At 71.5% G+C, this 19,800-nt stretch carries 18 protein-coding genes and 1 rRNA gene; 17 read left to right on the top strand and 2 right to left on the bottom strand.

Annotated elements, in window-relative coordinates; genetic code table 11:
• Positions 1-57 precede the first annotated feature (57 nt).
• The 4 genes from rplT (at position 58) to pheT (ending at position 5,202) form a co-directional block, all read left to right on the top strand.
• On the top strand, positions 58-435 hold the full coding sequence (gene rplT, locus ACLJQE_RS37890; protein ID WP_004559056.1) for a 50S ribosomal protein L20: 378 nt from the start codon (positions 58-60) through the stop codon (positions 433-435).
• Entirely contained in the window at positions 432-1,247 is an 816-nt protein-coding gene (locus tag ACLJQE_RS37885; RefSeq protein ID WP_410644620.1) for a TrmH family RNA methyltransferase, read from the top strand. The genes rplT and ACLJQE_RS37885 overlap by 4 nt, the downstream gene beginning before the upstream one ends.
• Positions 1,248-1,573: 326 nt before the next feature.
• Complete coding sequence (gene pheS / locus ACLJQE_RS37880; protein ID WP_410644406.1) at positions 1,574-2,635, top strand: phenylalanine--tRNA ligase subunit alpha; 1,062 nt, start codon at positions 1,574-1,576, stop codon at positions 2,633-2,635.
• Entirely contained in the window at positions 2,635-5,202 is a 2,568-nt protein-coding gene (gene pheT / locus ACLJQE_RS37875; RefSeq protein WP_410644405.1) for a phenylalanine--tRNA ligase subunit beta, read from the top strand. The genes pheS and pheT overlap by 1 nt, the downstream gene beginning before the upstream one ends.
• Before the next feature lie 287 nt (positions 5,203-5,489).
• Here the strand turns inward: pheT and ACLJQE_RS37870 are convergent, their stop codons facing one another.
• A complete protein-coding gene (locus ACLJQE_RS37870) occupies positions 5,490-6,179 on the bottom strand; it encodes a DNA alkylation repair protein (protein ID WP_410644404.1) in 690 nt (229 codons plus the stop codon).
• A gap of 190 nt (positions 6,180-6,369) precedes the next feature.
• Here ACLJQE_RS37870 and ACLJQE_RS37865 point away from each other — a divergent pair, with 190 nt between their 5' ends.
• Both ACLJQE_RS37865 and ACLJQE_RS37860 read left to right on the top strand, forming a co-directional pair.
• Positions 6,370-7,953, top strand: a complete 1,584-nt coding sequence (locus ACLJQE_RS37865) for an alpha/beta hydrolase (protein ID WP_410644403.1) — start codon at positions 6,370-6,372, stop codon at positions 7,951-7,953.
• 202 nt (positions 7,954-8,155) lie between these two features.
• A complete protein-coding gene (locus ACLJQE_RS37860) occupies positions 8,156-8,653 on the top strand; it encodes a helix-turn-helix domain containing protein (protein WP_410644402.1) in 498 nt (165 codons plus the stop codon).
• Between the two features lie 207 nt (positions 8,654-8,860).
• On the opposite strand, the gene ACLJQE_RS37855 is transcribed toward ACLJQE_RS37860, so the two are convergent.
• On the bottom strand, positions 8,861-9,817 hold the full coding sequence (locus tag ACLJQE_RS37855) for a helix-turn-helix transcriptional regulator (protein ID WP_410644401.1): 957 nt from the start codon (positions 9,815-9,817) through the stop codon (positions 8,861-8,863).
• Positions 9,818-9,891: 74 nt separating this feature from the next.
• On the opposite strand from ACLJQE_RS37855, the gene argC reads away from it, so the two are divergent.
• The 11 genes from argC to ACLJQE_RS37800 form a co-directional block, all read left to right on the top strand.
• On the top strand, positions 9,892-10,920 hold the full coding sequence (gene argC, locus ACLJQE_RS37850; RefSeq protein ID WP_410644400.1) for an N-acetyl-gamma-glutamyl-phosphate reductase: 1,029 nt from the start codon (positions 9,892-9,894) through the stop codon (positions 10,918-10,920).
• Positions 10,917-12,077, top strand: coding sequence for a bifunctional glutamate N-acetyltransferase/amino-acid acetyltransferase ArgJ (gene argJ / locus ACLJQE_RS37845; protein ID WP_410644399.1), 1,161 nt, complete (start codon positions 10,917-10,919; stop codon positions 12,075-12,077). The genes argC and argJ overlap by 4 nt, the downstream gene beginning before the upstream one ends.
• Positions 12,074-12,991 (top strand): acetylglutamate kinase, encoded by a 918-nt coding sequence (gene argB / locus ACLJQE_RS37840; protein WP_410644398.1) that lies wholly within the window; start codon positions 12,074-12,076, stop codon positions 12,989-12,991. Before argJ ends, argB begins: the two co-directional genes overlap by 4 nt.
• On the top strand, positions 12,988-14,190 hold the full coding sequence (locus ACLJQE_RS37835) for an acetylornithine transaminase (RefSeq protein ID WP_410644397.1): 1,203 nt from the start codon (positions 12,988-12,990) through the stop codon (positions 14,188-14,190). The genes argB and ACLJQE_RS37835 overlap by 4 nt, the downstream gene beginning before the upstream one ends.
• The gene (gene argF, locus ACLJQE_RS37830; protein ID WP_410644396.1) at positions 14,190-15,116 is read left to right on the top strand and encodes an ornithine carbamoyltransferase; all 927 of its coding nucleotides are present in this window, start codon (positions 14,190-14,192) and stop codon (positions 15,114-15,116) included. The genes ACLJQE_RS37835 and argF overlap by 1 nt, the downstream gene beginning before the upstream one ends.
• Complete coding sequence (locus ACLJQE_RS37825; RefSeq protein ID WP_410644395.1) at positions 15,113-15,625, top strand: arginine repressor; 513 nt, start codon at positions 15,113-15,115, stop codon at positions 15,623-15,625. The genes argF and ACLJQE_RS37825 overlap by 4 nt, the downstream gene beginning before the upstream one ends.
• Positions 15,622-15,978 carry an argininosuccinate synthase gene (locus ACLJQE_RS37820; RefSeq protein ID WP_410644394.1) on the top strand — a complete coding sequence of 119 codons (357 nt, stop codon included), beginning with the start codon at positions 15,622-15,624 and terminating at the stop codon, positions 15,976-15,978. The genes ACLJQE_RS37825 and ACLJQE_RS37820 overlap by 4 nt, the downstream gene beginning before the upstream one ends.
• Positions 15,975-17,390 (top strand): argininosuccinate lyase, encoded by a 1,416-nt coding sequence (gene argH / locus ACLJQE_RS37815; RefSeq protein ID WP_410644393.1) that lies wholly within the window; start codon positions 15,975-15,977, stop codon positions 17,388-17,390. The genes ACLJQE_RS37820 and argH overlap by 4 nt, the downstream gene beginning before the upstream one ends.
• 45 nt (positions 17,391-17,435) lie before the next feature.
• Complete coding sequence (locus ACLJQE_RS37810; protein WP_410644392.1) at positions 17,436-18,065, top strand: DNA-3-methyladenine glycosylase; 630 nt, start codon at positions 17,436-17,438, stop codon at positions 18,063-18,065.
• Between the two features lie 32 nt (positions 18,066-18,097).
• A complete protein-coding gene (gene tyrS, locus ACLJQE_RS37805) occupies positions 18,098-19,372 on the top strand; it encodes a tyrosine--tRNA ligase (protein ID WP_410644391.1) in 1,275 nt (424 codons plus the stop codon).
• Between the two features lie 346 nt (positions 19,373-19,718).
• A 16S ribosomal RNA gene (locus ACLJQE_RS37800) occupies positions 19,719-19,800 on the top strand; the annotation flags it as partial.

The raw sequence follows: 19,800 nt of genomic DNA, 5'->3' as shown, positions 1-19,800 counted from the left end.
CTTGCTGTAACCACCCGGGGCGTCCCCCTCGCCCCCTGAGATCGACAGGATGGACCCGTGGCACGCGTCAAGCGGGCGGTAAACGCCCAGAAGAAGCGTCGCGCAACTCTCGAACTGGCCAGCGGCTACCGCGGCCAGCGTTCGCGGCTGTACCGCAAGGCCAAGGAGCAGACGCTTCACTCGCTCAACTACGCCTACCGGGACCGTCGTGCCCGCAAGGGTGACTTCCGCCAGCTGTGGATCACCCGCATCAACGCGGCCGCCCGGGCCAACGGCGTGACCTACAACCGGTTCATCCAGGGCATCAAGGCCGCGGGTGTCGAGGTCGACCGCAAGATCCTCGCGGACCTGGCCGTCAACGACGCCGCCGCCTTCACCGCGCTGGCCGAGCTCGCCAAGGCCAACGTGAACACCGGCGAAGCGAAGTCGGCCTGACCGGCAGCTTTCAACGACCCGGGGCGGATCCGTTCACCGAACGGACCCCCCGGGTCGTTGCTGCGCGCAAGCTGACGCGGCGCGCGGAACGCGACAAGACCGGCCGGTTCCTGGCCGAAGGCGCCAACGCCGTCGAGGCCGCCTTGACCGACGGCACCGTGCACGAACTGTTCGTCACCCCGCGGGCGGCGGAGCAGCACGCCGGCCTGCTCGACGCGGCCCGCGCGGCCGGCGTCCCGGTCTCGCCGATCACCGACCGCGCGGCCGACGGGCTGTCGGAAACCGTGACGCCCCAAGGCATCGTGGCCGTCTGCGCACTGCTGGACCGGCCCCTCGCGGAGGCCGTGACCCCGGGCGCGCGGCTCGTGGTGGTGCTGGTGGACGTCGCCGACCCCGGCAACGCGGGCACGGTCATCCGCGTCGCCGACGCGGCCGGCGCCGACGCGGTGGTCCTGGCCGGCGACACCGTCGACCCCCACAACGGCAAGTGCGTCCGCGCGGCCGCCGGCAGCCTGTTCCACCTCCCGATCGCGCGCGTCCGCGACGTCCCGGCGGCGCTGGCCGCCTGCTCGGCCGCGGGCCTGCGGACGTTCGCCGCCCACGGCTACGCCGACACCGAACTCGATCGGGTGGACCTCGCCGTCCCCACGGCGTGGGTGTTCGGCAACGAGGCCCACGGCTTGCCCGCCGACGTCCTCGACCGGACCGATCTCACCGTCCGGATTCCCCTGTACGGTCGCGCCGAGAGCCTCAACCTCGCCACCGCGGCGGCCGTCTGCGTCTACACGAGCGCGCTGGCGGCACGTCGCTGACCAGCGAGTAAGCCGCCGCGGCAGTCGTTGTGGCCGGCTACGAGGCGATCGAGGAGCGGCTCGGGATCCCCGGCCGGTTCGTCGGAACTCCGATCAGCCTGGCGTGGCAGCTCACGACCGTCCTCGTGCTGCCTGTGGTCCTGCTGGAGGGGTCGCGTCGCCCGACTTTGCCGGGGCGTTCCCCACGCGGTGACCGGGTGTCCGCACGCCGCCGGGGCGACCGGGGGCGCGCGGAGCCGATCCCATAGACTTTTCCCGCCTTTGACCTCTCGCGCGCCGTGTGCGGCGGAGCGCGAACGACCAGTCCCAACGGACGCCGAGGAGTTATGTCCGGAGCCACGGAGAAGGAAGCACAGGGCGCGGTACTCGCCCCCGAGACGCTGCAGGAGGCGGTCAAGGCCGCCGAAGCGGCGTTCGCCGCCGCGACCGGGCTCGAAGGGCTGGCGGAGGTCAAGCCGGCCCACCTCGGCGACCACGCGCCCCTGCTGCTGGCCCGCCGCGAGATCGGCGCCCTGCCCAAGCAGGAGAAGGCCGAGGCGGGCAAGCGCGTCAACGAGGCCCGTCAGGCCGTCCAGGCGGCCTTCGACGCCCGCCGCGCCGAGCTCCAGGCGGAGCGCGACGAGCGCGTGCTGCGCGAAGAAGCCGTCGACGTCACCCTGCCGTGGGACCGCGTTCCACGCGGTGCCCGGCACCCGATCAGCACCATCTCCGAACGCGTCGCGGACGCCTTCGTCGCGATGGGCTACGAGATCGCCGAAGGGCCGGAGCTCGAAGCCGAGTGGTTCAACTTCGACGCGCTGAACTTCGGCAAGGACCACCCGGCCCGGCAGCTGCAGGACACGTTCTACGTCGGGGAGGAGGACTCCGGCCTGGTGCTGCGCACGCACACCTCGCCGGTCCAGGCGCGCACGCTGCTGCACCGCGACCTGCCGGTGTACGTCGTCTGCCCCGGCCGGACGTACCGCACCGACGAGCTCGACTCGACGCACACCCCGGTGTTCACCCAGGTCGAGGGCCTCGCGGTGGACAAGGGCATCACGATGGCCCACCTCAAGGGCACGCTGGACGCCTTCGCCCGCGCGATGTTCGGCGAGAGCTCGAAAACGCGCCTGCGTCCGCACTTCTTCCCGTTCACCGAGCCGTCCGCGGAGGTGGACGTCTGGTTCGAGGAGAAGAAGGGCGGCCCCGGCTGGGTCGAGTGGGGCGGCTGCGGCATGGTCAATCCGAACGTGTTGCGCGCCTGCGGCGTCGACCCCGAGGTGTACTCGGGCTTCGCCTTCGGCATGGGCATCGAGCGCACCCTGCAGTTCCGCAACGGGATCCCGGACATGCGCGACATGGTGGAGGGCGACGTCCGCTTCACCCTTCCCTTCGGAACGGAGGCGTAGTGCGAGTCCCAGTCAGCTGGCTGACCGAACACCTCGATCTCGCTGAGGAGGTCACGCCGCAGGACCTGGCCGACGCGTTCGTCCGGATCGGCATCGAGGTCGACGACCTGCGCGAGCTCGGCCCCGTGACCGGCCCGCTGGTCGTCGGCCGGGTGGCCGAGGTCGAAGAGCTCACCGAGTTCAAGAAGCCGGTGCGCTTCTGCCGCGTCGACGTCGGCGAGCCCGCCGACATCGACGCCGGAGAGCTCGAGGACGACGAGGACGACGAGGACGACGACGAAGCCGGCGAGCTCGACGAGGGTCCGCACGGCATCAAGACCCGCGGCATCATCTGCGGCGCGCGCAACTTCGCCGAGGGCGACCTGGTCGTCGTCGCGCTGCCCGGCGCCGTCCTGCCCGGTGACTTCGCCATCGCCGCCCGCAAGACCTACGGCCGGGTCAGCGACGGCATGATCTGCTCGGCGCGCGAGCTCGGACTCGGCGACGACCACACCGGCATCCTCGTGCTGCCGCCGGGCACCGCGAGCCCGGGCGACGACGCCCAGGAGCTGCTCGGCCTCGACGACTCGGTGATCGAGCTCGCCCCGACCCCGGACCGCGGCTACGCGCTGTCGATCCGCGGGCTCGCGCGCGAGCTGTCGAACGCGCTCGACGTGCCCTTCGGCGACCCGGCGCTGCTGGAGGTCCCGGCGGCCGAGGGCGACGCCTGGCCGGTCCGCGTCGAGGACCCGGAAGGCTGCCCGCGGTTCGTGCTGCGCCGGGTCACCGGCCTGGACGCGACCGCACCGACCCCGTGGCGGATGCGGCGGCGGCTGATGCTGGCCGGCATCCGGTCCATTTCGCTGGCCGTGGACGTCACGAACTACGTGATGCTGGAGCTCGGGCACCCGCTGCACGCGTTCGCCACCAAGGCCATCCAGGGTGATCTGGTGGTGCGCCGGGCGAAGCCGGGCGAGAAACTGACCACTTTGGACGATGTCGAGCGCACGCTCGACCCGGACGACGTGGTCATCGCCGACGACAGCGGCGTCATCTCGCTCGCCGGCACGATGGGCGGCGCGAGCACCGAGATCACGCCGGAGAGCACCGACGTGCTGCTCGAGGCGGCGCACTGGAACCCGGCGGCGATCAGCCGCACCGCGCGGCGCCACAAGCTGTTCTCGGAGGCCGCCAAGCGCTTCGAGCGGTTCACCGACCCGCAGCTGTGCGCGGCGGCGGTCGAGCTGGCCGCGCGGCTGCTGCGCCAGTACGGCGACGCCGCCATCCAGCCCGGCCGCACCGACGTGGGCGTGGTCGAGCCGAACCCCGCGGTGATGATGCCGATCAACCTGCCCGACAAGGTCGCGGGCGTGAACTACCAGCGCGGTGTCACGGTCCGCCGGCTCACCCAGATCGGCTGCAAGGTCTCGGTCGGCACGGGCGACGACGGAACGGGCCTGGTCACGGCGATCCCGCCGAGCTGGCGCGGCGACCTCCGCCAGCCGGCCGACCTGGTCGAAGAGGTGCTGCGGCTGGAGGGCTACGACAGCATCCCGTCGACACTGCCCGCCGCCCCGGCCGGCCGCGGCCTGACCGACGGCCAGCGGCGCGTCCGCGGTGTTTCCCGGGCACTGGCCGAGGCGGGGTACGTCGAGGTGCGCCCGTTCCCGTTCGTCGGCGACGCGGTGTGGGACGCCTTCGGCCTCCCGGCCGACGACGTCCGCCGCAACGCGGTGGTGGTCCGCAACCCGCTGGAGGCCGACCGCAACCGGCTGGCGACGACGTTGCTCCCGGGGCTGCTGGACACCATGCAGCGCAACGTGTCCCGCGGGCTGAAGGACGTGTCGCTGTACCACATCGGGCAGGTGGTGCTCCCGGCCCCGAACCCGCTGAAGGTCCCGGACCTGGGCGTCGACCGCCGTCCTTCGGACGAGGAACTGGCCCTGCTGGAGGCGGCGGTGCCGCAGCAGCCCGTGCACGTCGCGGTGGTCCTCGCCGGAAACCGGCGCCGAGCGGGCTGGTGGGGCGCGGGCGAGCCGGCGAACTGGGCCGACGCGGTCCAGGCGGCCCGCACGGTCGCGGAGGCGGCCGGGGTCGAGCTGACGGTCCAGGCGGCCGACCTCCCGCCGTGGCACCCGGGCCGCTGCGCCCAGCTCCGGGTCGGCGACTGGCCGGTCGGCCACGCCGGTGAGCTGCACCCGAAGGTGGTCGAGGCCCTCGGCCTGCCACCGCGGACGGTGGCGATGGAGCTGGACCTGGACGCGATCCCGCTCCCGGACTCCCGTCCGGCGCCGAGCGTCTCGGGCTACCCGCCGGTGCTCCTGGACGTCGCCCTGGTGGCGGCGGCGGAGGTCCCGTCGGCGGACCTCGCCGAGGTCCTGCGCACCGGAGCGGGCGAGCTCCTGGAGGACATCACGCTGTTCGACGTGTACGCGGGCGAGCAGGTCGGCGAGGGCAAGCGATCGCTGGCGTACAAGCTGCGGTTCCGCGCGCCGGACCGCACGCTGACGGTCGACGAGGCCACCAAGGCCCGCGACGCGGCACTGGCCGCAGCAGGCGAGCGCTTCAACGCAACCCTGCGCGCCTGACACACCCCGGCTGCGGTCCCTCCCGCCCCCAAGCGAGGAGGGACCGCAACCCGGGCCCCACCCCAACCCGCCCACCCCCGCAAGCCGACCCTCCACCCCCGCAAGCCGACCCTCCACCCCCGCGAGTCGACTCCCCAGCCACGCAAGCCGACCTCTGGTCACGCGAGTCGACTCTCCAGACACGCGAGTCGACCCTCTGGTCACGCGAGTCGACCCTCTGGTCACGCGAGCCGACCGTCCGGGCACGCGAGCCGACCGTCCCGGTCCACCTCGTTCGCGAACCCACCTCAGCCGATGTGCTTGAGCGCCTCCCGTCTCGACAGCCCGGACAGCCCCGGGTGGTCGTCCACGAAACACCGCACCCAATTCGGTGCCGTCTTCGCGTAGTCCCGCAGCGCCCAGCCGATTCCCTTGCGCAGGAAGAACTCCGGCTCGGCGATTGACGGCTCGACCGCCCGGGTGAGCAGCTCCGTGTCCGTGTCCTCCTTGGCCCCCACCTGGCAGATGATTGCCGTCCGGCGGCGCCAGAGGTCGCCGTCGTGGGCCCAAGCCAGCATGATCGGCGTCATCCGGGCGCGGTGGTCACGGAGGATCGGGCCGATCCGCCGGATGGCGACCTCGTCCACGACGTCCCACCAAGCCCCGCCGACGATCATTTCCTCGTACACCGGGACCAGCTCCGGGTCCTGCCACCGCCGGTAGGCCCGGTACCCGGAAAGATCGATGGCCGCGTAGCGTTCCTCGCGGAACTCGGCGGTCCGCCACAACTTCAGGACGGTTCCCGAAAATGTCACCCGATCGGGCAATGTGTGCGCGGCCAGCACCCGCTTGAGGAGCGCGCTGCGCTCGGGTTTCGCAACCCCGCGGAAGGGCATGGCCGACTTCATGTACGCCTGCATCGCCGGCGCTTTTGCCGGGTCGGCCAGCTCCGCCAACCCCGTACGGATCGCCGTGACCAGCCTTTCGTCTACGTTCATCAGTCCTCCCACCGCCCTCCGGTGATCCGGAGCGTACTGGCGGCCACCGACAGTTCCGGTCCTGCGAGGACGCCGCAGATACCGACGAAAGGCGGTTGGCGGAAGCCGCGTCGATGAGCGAGATTGGCCGGGGTTGCCGGTAGTTTCGGAATCTGCCGAACGCTGTCGAATGCGGACGAAAAGGACGACTGTGAAAAGAATCGTTGCCACCGTCGCTGCCGCGGGGCTCGCGGCCGGGCTGATGGCCGCCGCACCCGCCGCCTCGGCGGAAACCGGGGTGCAGTTCACCCCCGCCCCGATCGTCTGGGGCCCCTGCACGTCGGCGAGCCTCAAGGCCAACGGCGCCGAGTGCGGCTTCCTCGAAGTGCCGATGGACTACGCGAAGCCGGGCGGGGCGAAGGTCTCCGTCGCGGTCTCCCGGATCAAGCACAAGACCGCGCAGTCCCAGGGAATCATGCTGGTGAACCCGGGCGGCCCGGGTGGCTCCGGCCTCGGCCTGTCGGTGCTCGGCAAGTACGTGCCCAACCACGCCGGCGACAGCTACGACTGGATCGGCTTCGACCCGCGCGGCGTCGGGTCCAGCAAGCCCGCCATCAGCTGCGACGGGGACTACTTCGGCTACAACCGGCCGGCGTACGTGCCGACCACCGTGCAGCTGGAGAAGACCTGGCTCGCCCGTACGAAGGGGTACGCCGACGCGTGCCGCAAGAACGGCCCGATCCTCGACCACCTCAAGACGACCGACGTCGCGCAGGACATGGACAGCCTGCGCAAGGCCCTCGGTGAGAAGCAGATCAACTTCTACGGCTTCTCCTACGGCACCTACCTCGGCCAGGTGTACAGCACGCTGTACCCGAAGAACGTCCGCCGGATGGTGCTGGACGGCAACGTCGACCCGCGGAAGGTCTGGTACCAGGCCAACCTCGACCAGGACGTCGCGTTCGACAAGAACATCAAGATCTACTTCGACTGGCTGGCCGGGTACGACGACGTCTACCACCTGGGCAAGACCGGCGACGCGGTCGAGAAACTGTGGTACGCCACGCAGCGCAAGCTCACCAAGGACCCGGCGGGCGGGGTCATCGGCGGCGACGAGTGGAACGACATCTTCCTGCAGGCCGGCTACTACGTCTTCGGCTGGGTCGACATGGCGAAGGCCTTCGACGGTTACGTGCACAAGGGTGACTGGCAGACGCTGAAGGCGCTGTACGACGACTCGAACCCGCCGGGCAACGACAACGGCTATGCCGTGTACCTGGGTGTGCAGTGCACCGACGTGCAGTGGCCGACCGACTGGAACCGGTGGCGGATCGACAACTGGCTCACCCACTTCAAGGCCCCGTTCGAGACCTGGGGCAACGCCTGGTTCAACGCGCCCTGCGTGTTCTGGCCGGCGAAGGCGGGCAAGCCGGTGGACATCGACGGCCGCAAGGTGGCCGGCGCGCTGCTCATCAGCGAAGAGCTCGACGCCGCCACGCCGTACGCCGGCAGCCTCGAGGTGCGGAAGCGGTTCCCGAACTCGAGCCTGATCAGCGCGCCGGGCGGGACGACGCACGCCGGTTCGCTGTCCGGGGTGTCCTGTGTGGACGACAAGATCGCCGACTACCTGGCCACCGGCGCGCTGCCGAAGCGCCAGCCCGGCAACCACTCGGACGTCCAGTGCAGCCCGGTGCCGCCGCCGGTGCCCGACGGCGCCGCGGCGCAGAAGTCGGACAACTCCGCGAAGGCCGCCCAGGAGAAGCAGAGCACGCTGGCCCAGCCGCTGCGCTTCTGAGCGTAAACGCCGCATCGCGCTGCCCCGGCCCGGTTCTTCCGGACCGGGGCAGCGTCTTGTCCGCCGGTGTTCCATCGTCGCCTCCTCGTGACGGTTCGTGGTGGCGGAGACGTTAGGGGAGGGGTCCGACAATTTCGGAGCGGAGTGGGCCGTGAGCAGCGCGTGGCCGAAAATTGTCGGGGGTGCGCGCTAGCTTCGTGGCATGTCGATCATCGAACAGCGCCGGACCGAGATCCGGGCAGCGGAGAACACCTATCGGATCGTGGTCGCGACCAGGACGGACGTCGACCGCGCCGAACCCACGCCCCGGGTGATGATCACCCTGGAAGCGGGCGGCCCCGGCGGCGAACCGGTCGCCGAGGGCAGCCTCGACCTGGACGTCGCGGTGGCGAACACGGTCGCGGAGCTCGTCACGGACAGTTTGCTGTCCGCGGCCGGCGCCGCCCGCGGGCCGCGGCGAAGATCCGCGGACCGGCCGGCCCAGCAGGGCCGCCCGTGGAGTGAGGAGATGGACGCGGAGCTGGAGACCCGGTGGATCGCGGGCGAGAGCGTCACGCAGATCGCGGCGTACTTCGAACGCACCCCCGGCGGCATCCGCGCCCGGCTGCCGCGCGTGGGCTGCGACCCGGAGAACCCGGGCTGCTACCTCCCGGTACCGCCGAGCAGGCGCACGGACCCGGACGGAGGGGAGCCGAGCTGACCGGCGGCGGTGGGCCGGTCCGCAGCGTGGACCGGCCCACCGGGCCGTTGTCATTCCGTCCTCACCGAACGGAGCAGTCCGATGAGCTTCGATCTCGCCGTCTGGCCCGATCCCGCGGCCGTGACCACGGAGGAAGCCGGTGTACCGGCGCGTGGCCGAGGAGGCCACCGGCGTGCTGGGCGGCCGGCGCGGCGCCTTGTGCCTCGGTCATCCGCGCGTCGCCGCGGTTGCCCGGGCGGCCAGCACCTTGAAATGTTCGATCAGTTCCGGCGGGCCCTCGACGGTGAACGCGCAGCCCAGCCCCAGCAGCCGGAACGCGAGCCAGTCCACCGTGTCCGCGTGGCTTTGCCAGCGGCACCGGCCGTCGCCGAGGTCGGTCAGGTCGCCCGCTGCCTGGCCGAGGCGCGAGGCGATCCGCGCCGCCGGTTCCGCCAGGACGGCCACCGCCCGGTACGACGGCGCCAGGTCGTAGAAGCGGTCGAGGACGTAGGCCGCCAGGTCCTTGGCCGGCGGCTCGCGCGGCGCGACCCGGCCGCCGGTGGCCTGGGCGTCGCGGATGCGGTCGGCGCGGAACACGCGCCAGTCCGCCCGGTCGAGGTCGTAGGCGACCAGGTACCAGCGGCGGCCCGCCGCAACCAGCCGGAGGGGCTCGACCCGGCGCCGGGTCTCGGCCCCGTCGTGGGCGCGGTAGCGGAACCGGACGGTCTCGTGGTTGGCGATCGCCCCGGCGAACGCTGTCAGCTGCGCCGGGTCGACGACCGGCCCGGTGGCCGGCACGGCGACCGTCGCCGTGCCGATCGTGCCCACCCGGCGGCGCAGCCGCGCCGGCAGGACCTGTTCCAGCTTGGCGAGGGCCCGCACGGACGCCTCCTCGATGCCGTCGACCGGCTGGCCCGCCGCGGTCCGCAGCCCGACCGCGATCGCGACGGCTTCCTCGTCGTCGAGCACGAGCGGCGGCATCGCGGTGCCGGCGACCAGCCGGTACCCGCCCGCGACGCCGCGGCTGGCCTCGACCGGATAGCCGAGGTCGCGCAGCCGCTCGATGTCGCGGCGGATGGTGCGCGGGCTGACGCCCAAGCGCTCGGCCAGTTCGCTGCCCGGCCACTCGCGGGGCGTCTGGAGCAGCGAAAGCAGGCCGAGCAACCGGGCCGGGGTGTCCGTCATGGGCCCAGCATCCCAAGGTGGCGGGCACCACTCCGGGTTTGTTTAGACTTGCAAGGGCGTGCATAATCATGCGTATGACGGTGAACATCGCGGTAGCCGGAGCCAGCGGGTACGCGGGTGGTGAGCTGCTGCGCCTGCTCCTGACCCATCCCGGGGTCGAGATCGGCGCGCTCACGGCCGCCAGCAGCGCGGGCACGAAGCTCGGCGTCCACCAGCCCCACCTCGTCCCGCTAGCGGACCGCGTCCTGGCCGAGACGACGCCCGAAACCCTCGCCGGTCACGACGTCGTCTTCCTCGCGCTGCCCCACGGGCACTCCGCGGAGATCGCGGCTCGGCTCGGCCCGGACGTCCTGGTCGTCGACCTCGGTGCCGACCACCGGCTGGCCGACGCGGGCGACTGGCAGCGCTGGTACGGCGGCGACCACGCCGGCCAGTGGCCGTACGGCCTACCCGAGCTGCCCGGCGCCCGCGAGAAGCTCGCCGGGACCAAGCGCATCGCCGTGCCCGGCTGCTTCCCGACCGGCGGATCGCTGGCGCTGGCGCCCGCGTTCGCCGCCGGGCTGATCGAGCCCGACGTCACGATCGTCGCGGTCACCGGGACCTCCGGCGCCGGCAAGAGCCTCAAGCCGAACCTGCTCGGCTCCGAGGTGATGGGCTCGGCCAGCGCGTACGGCGTCGGCGGCGCGCACCGCCACACCCCCGAGTTCGCCCAGAACCTCTCGGCCGTCGCGGGGGAGAAGGTCACCGTGTCCTTCACCCCGGTGCTCGCGCCGATGCCCCGCGGCATCCTCACCACGGCGACCGCCCCGCTCAAGGACGGCGTCGACGAGGCTGCCGCCCGCGCGGCGTACGAAAAGGCCTACGACGCGGAACCGTTCGTCCAGCTGCTGCCCGCGGGCGCCTGGCCGACGACCTCGGCGACGCTCGGCTCGAACAACGTCCAGCTGCAGGTCACGGTCGACACCGACGCCCGGCGCCTGGTCGTCGTCGCCGCGATCGACAACCTCACGAAGGGCACCGCCGGCGGTGCCGTCCAGTCGATGAACCTGGCCCTTGGCCTCCCCGAGACCACCGGCCTTTCCACCGTAGGAGTGGCACCGTGACCGTCACCGGCCCCCAGGGCTTCCGCGCCGCCGGCGTCGCCGCCGGGATCAAGGCCTCCGGCGCGCTCGACCTCACCCTGGTCGTCAACGACGGCCCGCTCGACGTCGCGGCGGGGGTGTTCACCCGCAACGTCATCAAGGCCGCGCCGGTGCTGTGGTCGCAGGAGGTGCTCAAGCAGCGGCGCCTGAAGGCCGTCGTCCTCAACTCGGGCGGCGCCAACGCGGCCACCGGGCCCGGCGGCTTCCAGGACACGCACGCCACCGCCGAGAAGGTCGCCGAAGTCCTGCAGGCGGGCGCGATCGAGGTCGCCGTCTGCTCCACCGGCCTGATCGGCGAACGGCTGCCGATGGACGCGGTCCTGTCCGGAGTGGACACCGCATTCAAGGCCCTCGACGCGAGCCCCGAAGCGGGCCTCAACGCCGCCAAGGGCGTGATGACCACCGACACGAAACCGAAGCAGGCCTTCGGGAAGCACGACAGCGGCTGGAGCGTCGGCGGCTTCGCCAAGGGCGCGGGCATGCTTGCGCCGAACCTCGCCACCATGCTCTCGGTCCTGACCACCGATGCCGTGGTGGACTCCGAAACCCTCGACCGGGCCCTGCGCGCGGCGACCCACATCACCTTCGACCGGCTCGACGTCGACGGCGGCACGTCCACCAACGACACCGTCCTGGTCCTGGCGTCCGGCGCGAGCGGGGTCGAGCCCACCGAAGCGGAGCTCACCGAGCTGCTCACCGCGGTCAGCCACGACCTGGTGCTCCAGCTGCGCGCGGACTCCGAGGGCGCGACCAAGGACGTCGACGTCACCGTGCGGGGCGCGGCCACCGAAGCCGACGCGATCGCCGTCGCCCGGACGATCGCCGAGGACAACCTGGTCAAGACGGCGCTGTTCGGCTCCGACCCGAACTGGGGCCGGATCGCCATGGCGCTCGGCCGGGTGCCGGCCCGCATCGACCCGGAGGCCGTGTCGATCGCGATCAACGGCGTCACCCTGTTCGCCCAGGGCGTGCCCGCCGCCGACCGGTCCGAGGCCGACCTCACCGGCCGGGCCGTCGAGATCGTGGTCGACCTCGGCGTCGGCGCGAGCACGGCGACCATCTACACCACCGATCTTTCGCACGGTTACGTCGAAGAGAACAGCGCGTACTCCTCATGAACCAGGAGGCTCTGATTTCCGCGGACGAACGACTCGCGACGGCGGCCGAGAAGGCCGGGGTGCTCATCGAGGCGCTGCCCTGGCTGCAGCGGTTCCACGGGGCCACCGTGGTGGTGAAGTACGGCGGCAACGCCATGATCGACGACCAGCTGAAGGCGGCCTTCGCCGAGGACATGGTGTTCCTCCGGCTGGCCGGCCTGCGCCCGGTGGTCGTGCACGGCGGTGGTCCGCAGATCACCGCGATGCTCAAGCGCCTCGGCGTCGAAGGCGAATTCAAGGGCGGCCTGCGGGTCACCACGCCGGAGACGATGGACATCGTCCGGATGGTGCTCACCGGGCAGGTCAGCCGCGAGCTCGTCGGGCTGATCAACGCCCACGGCCCGTACGCGGTCGGTATCTCGGGTGAGGACGCCCGGTTGTTCACCGCCGAGCGCAAACAGGCCATTGTGGACGGTGAGCAGGTCGACATCGGGCTCGTCGGCGAGGTCGCCGAGGTCAACCCGGACGCGGTGCTCGACATCGTCAACGCCGGGCGCATCCCGGTGGTGTCCACGGTCGCCCCGGACATCGACGGCGTGGTGCACAACGTCAACGCCGACACCGCCGCGGGCGCGCTGGCGGCCGCGCTGGGCGCCGAAAAGCTCGTGGTGCTCACCGACGTCGAAGGCCTGTACGCGAACTGGCCCGACCGGTCGTCGCTGATCGACCGCATCCGCGTCGACCGCCTCGAGACCATGCTGCCCGGCCTGGCCAGCGGCATGATCCCGAAGATGGAGGCGTGCGTGCGCGCCATCCGCGGCGGCGTGCGCCGGGCGCACGTGATCGACGGCCGCCTCGCCCACTCGGTGCTGCTGGAGGTCTTCACCTCGCGCGGCGTCGGCACCATGGTCTTCCCCGAAACGGAGCTCCCGTGACCGATCTCAAGTCCAATGTGGACGGCCAGGCGCACTGGCAGTCCGCTCTCATGGACAACTACGGCACGCCCGGCCTGACCCTCGTCCGCGGTGAAGGTGCCAAGGTGTGGGACGCCGACGGCAAGGAGTACGTCGACCTGGTCGGCGGCATCGCCGTCAACGCGCTGGGCCACGCCCATCCCGCGATCGTCGAAGCCGTCACCGAGCAGATCAAACGGCTGGGCCACACCTCGAACCTGTACGTCAACCCGGTGGCCGTCGAGCTCGCCGAGGCGCTGCTCGACGTCGCCGGCCTCACCGGCCACGGCAAGGTGCTGTTCGTCAACTCCGGCGCCGAGGCCAACGAAGCCGCGTTGAAGATCAGCCGGCTGACCGGCCGCACGAAGGTGGTCGCGGCCGAAGGCGCGTTCCACGGCCGGACCATGGGCGCGCTGACGCTCACCGGCCAGCCCGCCAAGCGCGACGCCTTCAAGCCGCTGGTGCCCGGGGTGGAGCACGTGCCGTTCGGTGACGTCGAGGCACTCAAAGCCGCCGTCGACACCGAAACCGCGGCCGTCTTCCTGGAGCCGGTGCTCGGCGAGGCCGGCGTCATCCCGGCGCCGGACGGCTACCTGCAGGCCGCTCGCGAGATCACCAAGGCCACCGGCACGCTGCTGGTGCTCGACGAGGTGCAGACCGGCCTCGGCAGGCTCGGCACCTGGTTCGGCTACCAGCAGGCCGGCATCGTGCCCGACGTCATCACCCTGGCGAAGGGCCTCGGCGGCGGGCTGCCGCTGGGCGCGGTCATCGGCGTCGGCGCGGCGGGCGAGCTGCTCAAGCCCGGCCAGCACGGCACCACCTTCGGCGGCAACCCGGTCTGCTGCGCGGCCGGCCTGGCCGTGCTGAAGACCATCGCCGCCGAGGGGCTCCTCGACCACGTCGCCTCGCTGGGCAAGGACATCGCGGCGGGGGTCGAGGGGCTGGGGCACCCGCTCGTCGCCGGCGTGCGCGGCACCGGGCTGCTGCTCGGCATCGCGCTGAAGCAGCCCGTTTCGGCGGCGGTCGCCCGAGCCGCCCAGGAGGCGGGCTACCTCGTCAACCCGGTCGCCCCGGACGCCGTCCGGCTCGCGCCCCCGCTCGTCCTCGACGGCGACCAGGCCGAAGGCTTCCTCGCCGCACTCCCGAACGCGCTCGACTCCACCACGAAGGACTCCGACTGATGCTGCGCCACTTCCTCCGCGACGACGACGTCAGTCCGGCCGAGCAGAAGGCCATCCTCGACCTCGCCGACGCGCTCAAGGCCGACCCGCTGGGCAACAAGACCCTCGCCGGCAAGTCCATCACGGCGATCTTCGAGAAGAACTCGACGCGGACCCGGTTCTCGTTCGAGGTCGGCATCAGCCAGCTCGGCGGCCACCCGGTGATCGTCGACGGCCGGTCGATGCAGCTCGGACGCGAAGAGACCATCGAGGACACTTCGCGGGTCCTCTCGCGCTACGTCGACGGGATCGTGTGGCGCACCTTCGCGCAGAAGCGCATCGAGGCGATGGCCGCGGCCGCGTCGATCCCGGTGGTCAACGCGCTCACCGACGAGTTCCACCCGTGCCAGGTGCTCACCGACCTCATGACGATCCGCGAGCGCAAGGGCAAGCTCGCCGGCCTCACCCTCGTCTACCTCGGCGACGGCGCCAACAACATGGCGCACTCGCTGCTGCTCGGCGGGGTCACCGCCGGGATGCACGTCCGGGTCGTCTCACCGGTCGGCTTCCAGCCGGACCAGGGCGTGATGCTGGACGCGAAGAAGCGCGCGAACGAAACCGGCGGCACCGCCACCGTCTTCACCGACCCGTACGCGGCGGTCGACGGCGCGGACGTGCTCGTCACCGACACGTGGACGTCGATGGGGCAGGAGAACGACGGGCTCGACCGGGTGGGGCCGTTCCGTGCTCTCCAGGTCAACACCGAGCTGCTGAAGAAGGCCGCGGACGACGCGATCGTGCTGCACTGCCTGCCGGCGCACCGCGGCTGGGAGATCACCGACGAGGTGCTCGACGGCCCGGCCAGCGCGGTCTGGGACGAGGCCGAGAACCGCCTGCACGCGCAGAAGGCGCTGCTCGTCTGGCTGTTCGAAGAGAGCCGGCGATGACCAGCAGCCGGGTGGGGCGGCAGGCGCGGATCACCGAGCTGGTGTCCACCATGACCATCCGCAGCCAGACCGAGCTGGCCAAGCTGCTGGCCGCCGAAGGCATCGAGGTCACCCAGGCGACGCTGTCGCGCGACCTCGACGAGCTGGGCGCGGTCAAGCTGCGCGGGCCCGACTCGGGCGCGCCGGTCTACGTCATCCCGGAGGACGGCAGCCCGGTCCGCGGGGTGCAGGGCGGCACGTCACGGCTCTCCCGGCTGCTCGCGGAGCTGATGGTCTCGGCGGACGCGTCGGGCAACCTGATGGTGCTGAGGACGCCGCCGGGCGCGGCGCAGTTCCTCGCCAGCGCCATCGACCGGGCGGCGCTGGAAGAGGTCGTCGGCTCGATCGCGGGCGACGACACGGTCGCCGTGATCGCGCGGGAACCGCTGACGGGCAAGGAGCTGGCTGAGCGCTTCGCCGCTCTCGCGCACCGTTCTGCGCAGGACCACGGGGACGAAGGACCACCATGACCGTGCTCACCGGCATCTTCCCGGCCGAGGGCGAGTTCCTCGCGCCGGACGAGGTCGTGATCACCTTCGACCGCGGGGTCCCGGTGGCGATCGACGGCGAGACCGTGTCCGTCGCCGAAGCACGCCGGATCCTCAGCGCGCGCGGCGAGGCGCAGAGAATCGGCCGCGGCGAAGCGTGCGCTGCGCTCGAACGGCGGACCGGCCGCGGATGCGCCAGTCTGACCAGCGCCTTGTCGGGCGAAGTCCGCCTGGTCCTGTACGACGGCCGGGTGACGGCCGAAGACCTCAAACCGACGAACACCCATCCGACGAACACCCATCCGACGAACACCGAGGAGAAGCGAGAACAGTGAGCGGGAACGAGCAGCCGGTGCAGCTGTGGGGCGGCCGGTTCGCCAGCGGCCCGGCGGAGGCCATGGCCGCGCTGAGCGCGTCGACGCACTTCGACTGGCGCCTGGCGCCCTACGACATCGCCGGGTCCCGCGCGCACGCCCGGGTGCTGCGCAAGGCGGGCCTGCTCACCGACGACGAGCTGACCGGGATGCTCGCCGCGCTGGACGCGCTCGTCCAGGACGTCGCTTCGGGGGCGTTCACCCCGACGATCGCCGACGAGGACGTGCACACGGCCCTCGAACGTGGCCTGCTCGAGCGCGCGGGCACCGAGCTCGGCGGCAAGCTGCGGGCCGGCCGCTCGCGCAACGACCAGGTGGCCACGCTGTTCCGGATGTGGCTGCGCGACGCCGCGCGCCGGGTCGTCGCCGGCACCCTGGAGGTCGTCGACGCGCTGGTGTCGCAGGCCAAGCGGCACCCCGACGCGATCCTGCCCGGCCGCACGCACCTGCAGCACGCCCAGCCGGTGCTGCTCGCCCACCACCTGATGGCCCACGGCCAGGCGCTGCTGCGTGACGTCTCGCGCCTGCAGGACTGGGACGCCCGCACGGCCGAGTCGCCGTACGGCTCGGGCGCGCTCGCCGGCTCGTCGCTGGGCCTCGACCCCGAGGCCGTCGCCGAGGAGCTGGGTTTCGCCACGAGCGTGGAGAACTCCATCGACGGCACCGCGTCGCGCGACTTCGTCGCCGAATTCGCCTTCGCCGTCGCGATGCTCGCGGTGAACCTGTCCCGGATCGCCGAAGAGGTGATCATCTGGAACACCGCCGAGTTCGGCTACGTCACGCTGGACGACGCCTGGGCCACCGGCAGCTCGATCATGCCGCAGAAGAAGAACCCGGACGTCGCGGAGCTGACGCGCGGCAAGGCCGGCCGGCTGATCGGCAACCTCACCGGCCTGCTGGCCACCCTCAAGGCGCAGCCGCTGGCCTACAACCGCGACCTGCAGGAGGACAAGGAGCCGGTGTTCGACTCGGTCGAACAGCTCGAGCTCCTGTTCCCGGCGATCGCCGGCATGCTGGCCACGCTCACCTTCCACACCGACCGGCTCGCCGAGCTGGCCCCGGCCGGCTTCACCCTGGCCACCGACATCGCCGAGTGGCTGGTGCGCCAGGGCGTCCCGTTCCGCGTCGCGCACGAGGCGGCAGGTGAGAGTGTCCGCGTCGCCGAGGCCCGCGGTGTCGGCCTGGACGAGCTGACCGACGAAGAGTTCGAGAAGATCAACCCGGCGCTCACGCCGGCGGTGCGCGAAGTCCTCACCGTCGAAGGCTCGGTGAAGTCGCGCGACGCCCGGGGCGGCACCGCGCCGGTACGCGTGGCCGAGCAGCGCGCCCGGCTCGAAGAGCGCGTCACCGCGGCCCGCCAGTGGCTCAACTGAGCGGCTGGATACGCTCGGCCGGCCGACGGGACGAGGGGAGATCGTGTGAGTGACCGGCTGTTCACCCGTGCGGAGCTGGCCCTCGACCCGGTCGACCTGGCCCACCTGCTGCTCGGCTCGATCCTGGAGGCTGACGGTCCCGACGGCACCGTCGGCGTCCGGCTCGTGGAGGTCGAGGCCTACCGGGGCGAGGACGACCCGGCGTCGCACTGCTACCGCGGCCGGACCCCGCGCAATGCCGTCATGTGGGGACCGGCGGGTCACCTGTACGTGTACTTCGTCTACGGGATGCACTTCTGCGCGAACATCGTCGGCTCCCACGACGGCGTGGCCGGGGCGGTGCTGCTGCGGGCGGGCGAGGTCGTCGAAGGCCTCGACGTCGTCCGCAAGCGGCGGCCGTCCGCGCGGGGGACCGGCGAGCTGGCGAAGGGCCCGGCGATCCTCACCTCCGTGCTGCGCATCGACCGTACGCAGAACGGCGTCGACCTGACCGACCCGGCGTCCCCGGTCCGGCTCCACGTCGGCGAGCGCGTGCCGGCCGAGCGGATCCGGACCGGGCCCCGCGTCGGCGTCGCGATGGCGATGGACACGCCGTGGCGCTTCTGGGTCGACGGCTCGCCCGCCGTGTCCACCTACCGCCGCGGCGGGAAGCGGCGGGTCCGACCCGCCAGTTAGTCGGTTGACCTGGTGCGGGAGGATCTACAGGCGTGAGCGAACACATCCTCGACGAGCTGTCCTGGCGCGGCCTGATCGCGCAGTCCACCGACATCGACGCCCTCCGGCGCGAGCTCGACCAGGGTCCCGTGACGCTCTATTGCGGCTTCGACCCGACCGCGCCCAGCCTGCACGCCGGCAACCTGGTCCCGCTGCTCATGCTCAAGCGGTTCCAGCGCGCTGGGCACCGGCCGATCGTGCTGGCCGGCGGCGCGACCGGGATGATCGGCGACCCGCGTGACACCGGCGAGCGCACGCTGAACACCCTCGACGTCGTCACCGAGTGGGCCGGGCGCATCCGCGGCCAGCTCGAACGGTTCGTCGACTTCGACGACTCGGCAACCGGCGCGATCGTCGAGAACAACCTGAACTGGACCGGGCAGCAGACCGCGCTCGAGTTCCTGCGCGACGTCGGGAAGCACTTCTCGATCAACGTCATGCTCAACCGGGAGACGGTGAAGCGCCGGCTCGAGGGCGACGGCATGTCGTACACCGAGTTCAGCTACCTGCTCCTGCAGTCGCAGGACTACCTGCAGCTGCACCGCCAGTACGGCTGCAAGCTGCAGGTCGGCGGGTCCGACCAGTGGGGCAACCTCGTCGGCGGGGTCGACCTGATCCGGCGGACGGACGGGGCGAGCGTGCACGCGCTGACCGCACCGCTGGTCACCGACGCCGAGGGCCGCAAGTTCGGCAAGTCCACCGGCGGCGGGAACCTCTGGCTCGACCCGGAGATGACCTCGCCGTACGCCTGGTACCAGTACTTCGTCAACGTCGGTGACGCCGACGTCGTCCGCTACCTGCGGATGTTCTCCTTCCTCGACCAGGAGGAGATCGCCGCGCTGGCGGAGGACACCGAGCAGCGTCCCCACCTGCGGGCCGCGCAGAAGCGGCTGGCGGAGGAGTTCACCACGCTCGTCCACGGCGAGGAGCAGACCCGGCAGGTGATCAACGCCAGCCAGGCGCTGTTCGGCCGCGGCGAGCTCGGTGACCTGGACGAACGCACCCTCGACGCGGCGATGGCCGAGGTGCCGAACGGCAAGGTCGATCCCGCGGGCGAGCCGACGATCGTCGACCTGCTGCTCGCCGGGGGACTGGTGGACAGCAAGGGCGCCGCGCGCCGCACCCTCAAGGAGGGCGGCGCGTACGTCAACAACGTGAAGATCGCCGACGAAGAGTGGAAGCCGTCCCGCGAGGACGCCCTCCACGGCAGGTGGCTCGTGGTCCGCAAGGGCAAGCGGAACGTCGCCGGCGTCGCGCTCGGCGGCTGACCGGCCCCCGGCGGCCCGAAACAGGGGCTTGACCTGCGGAGACGCGGTTAAGGTACCCCCCTGTTCCGGGCCCCTGGAGGGGGTGTAAAGTTCTCCAAGTCGCCAGGGAAACCGGGTGGCCACCGGGACACGAACCAAGCTCTCGCGGACAGCGATTGAGTGGGTGTCCCACCAAAAACTGCTAGGAATGACTCGCTTGAAGCGAGCCGCTTGATCGCGGCCGGTTCGGGTGTGTTGCTTGAGAACTCAACAGTGTGCTAGTGAACTAAGCCAGTAGAGCTTATGTATATGAACCTCGTATTGAGGTTCCTTTGAGAGCATTTATTTGCCTCGATTAAACTGTTCATTGATGGAGAGTTTGATCCTGGCTCAGGACGAACGCTGGCGGCGTGCTTAACACATGCAAGTCGAACGATGAAGCCTTCGGG

The organism is Amycolatopsis sp. lyj-346 (genome assembly GCF_046548975.1).
Lineage (GTDB): Bacteria > Actinomycetota > Actinomycetes > Mycobacteriales > Pseudonocardiaceae > Amycolatopsis.
The sequence above is the reverse complement of the archived record's forward strand: the minus strand, read 5'-3'. Positions and strand labels throughout refer to the sequence as shown.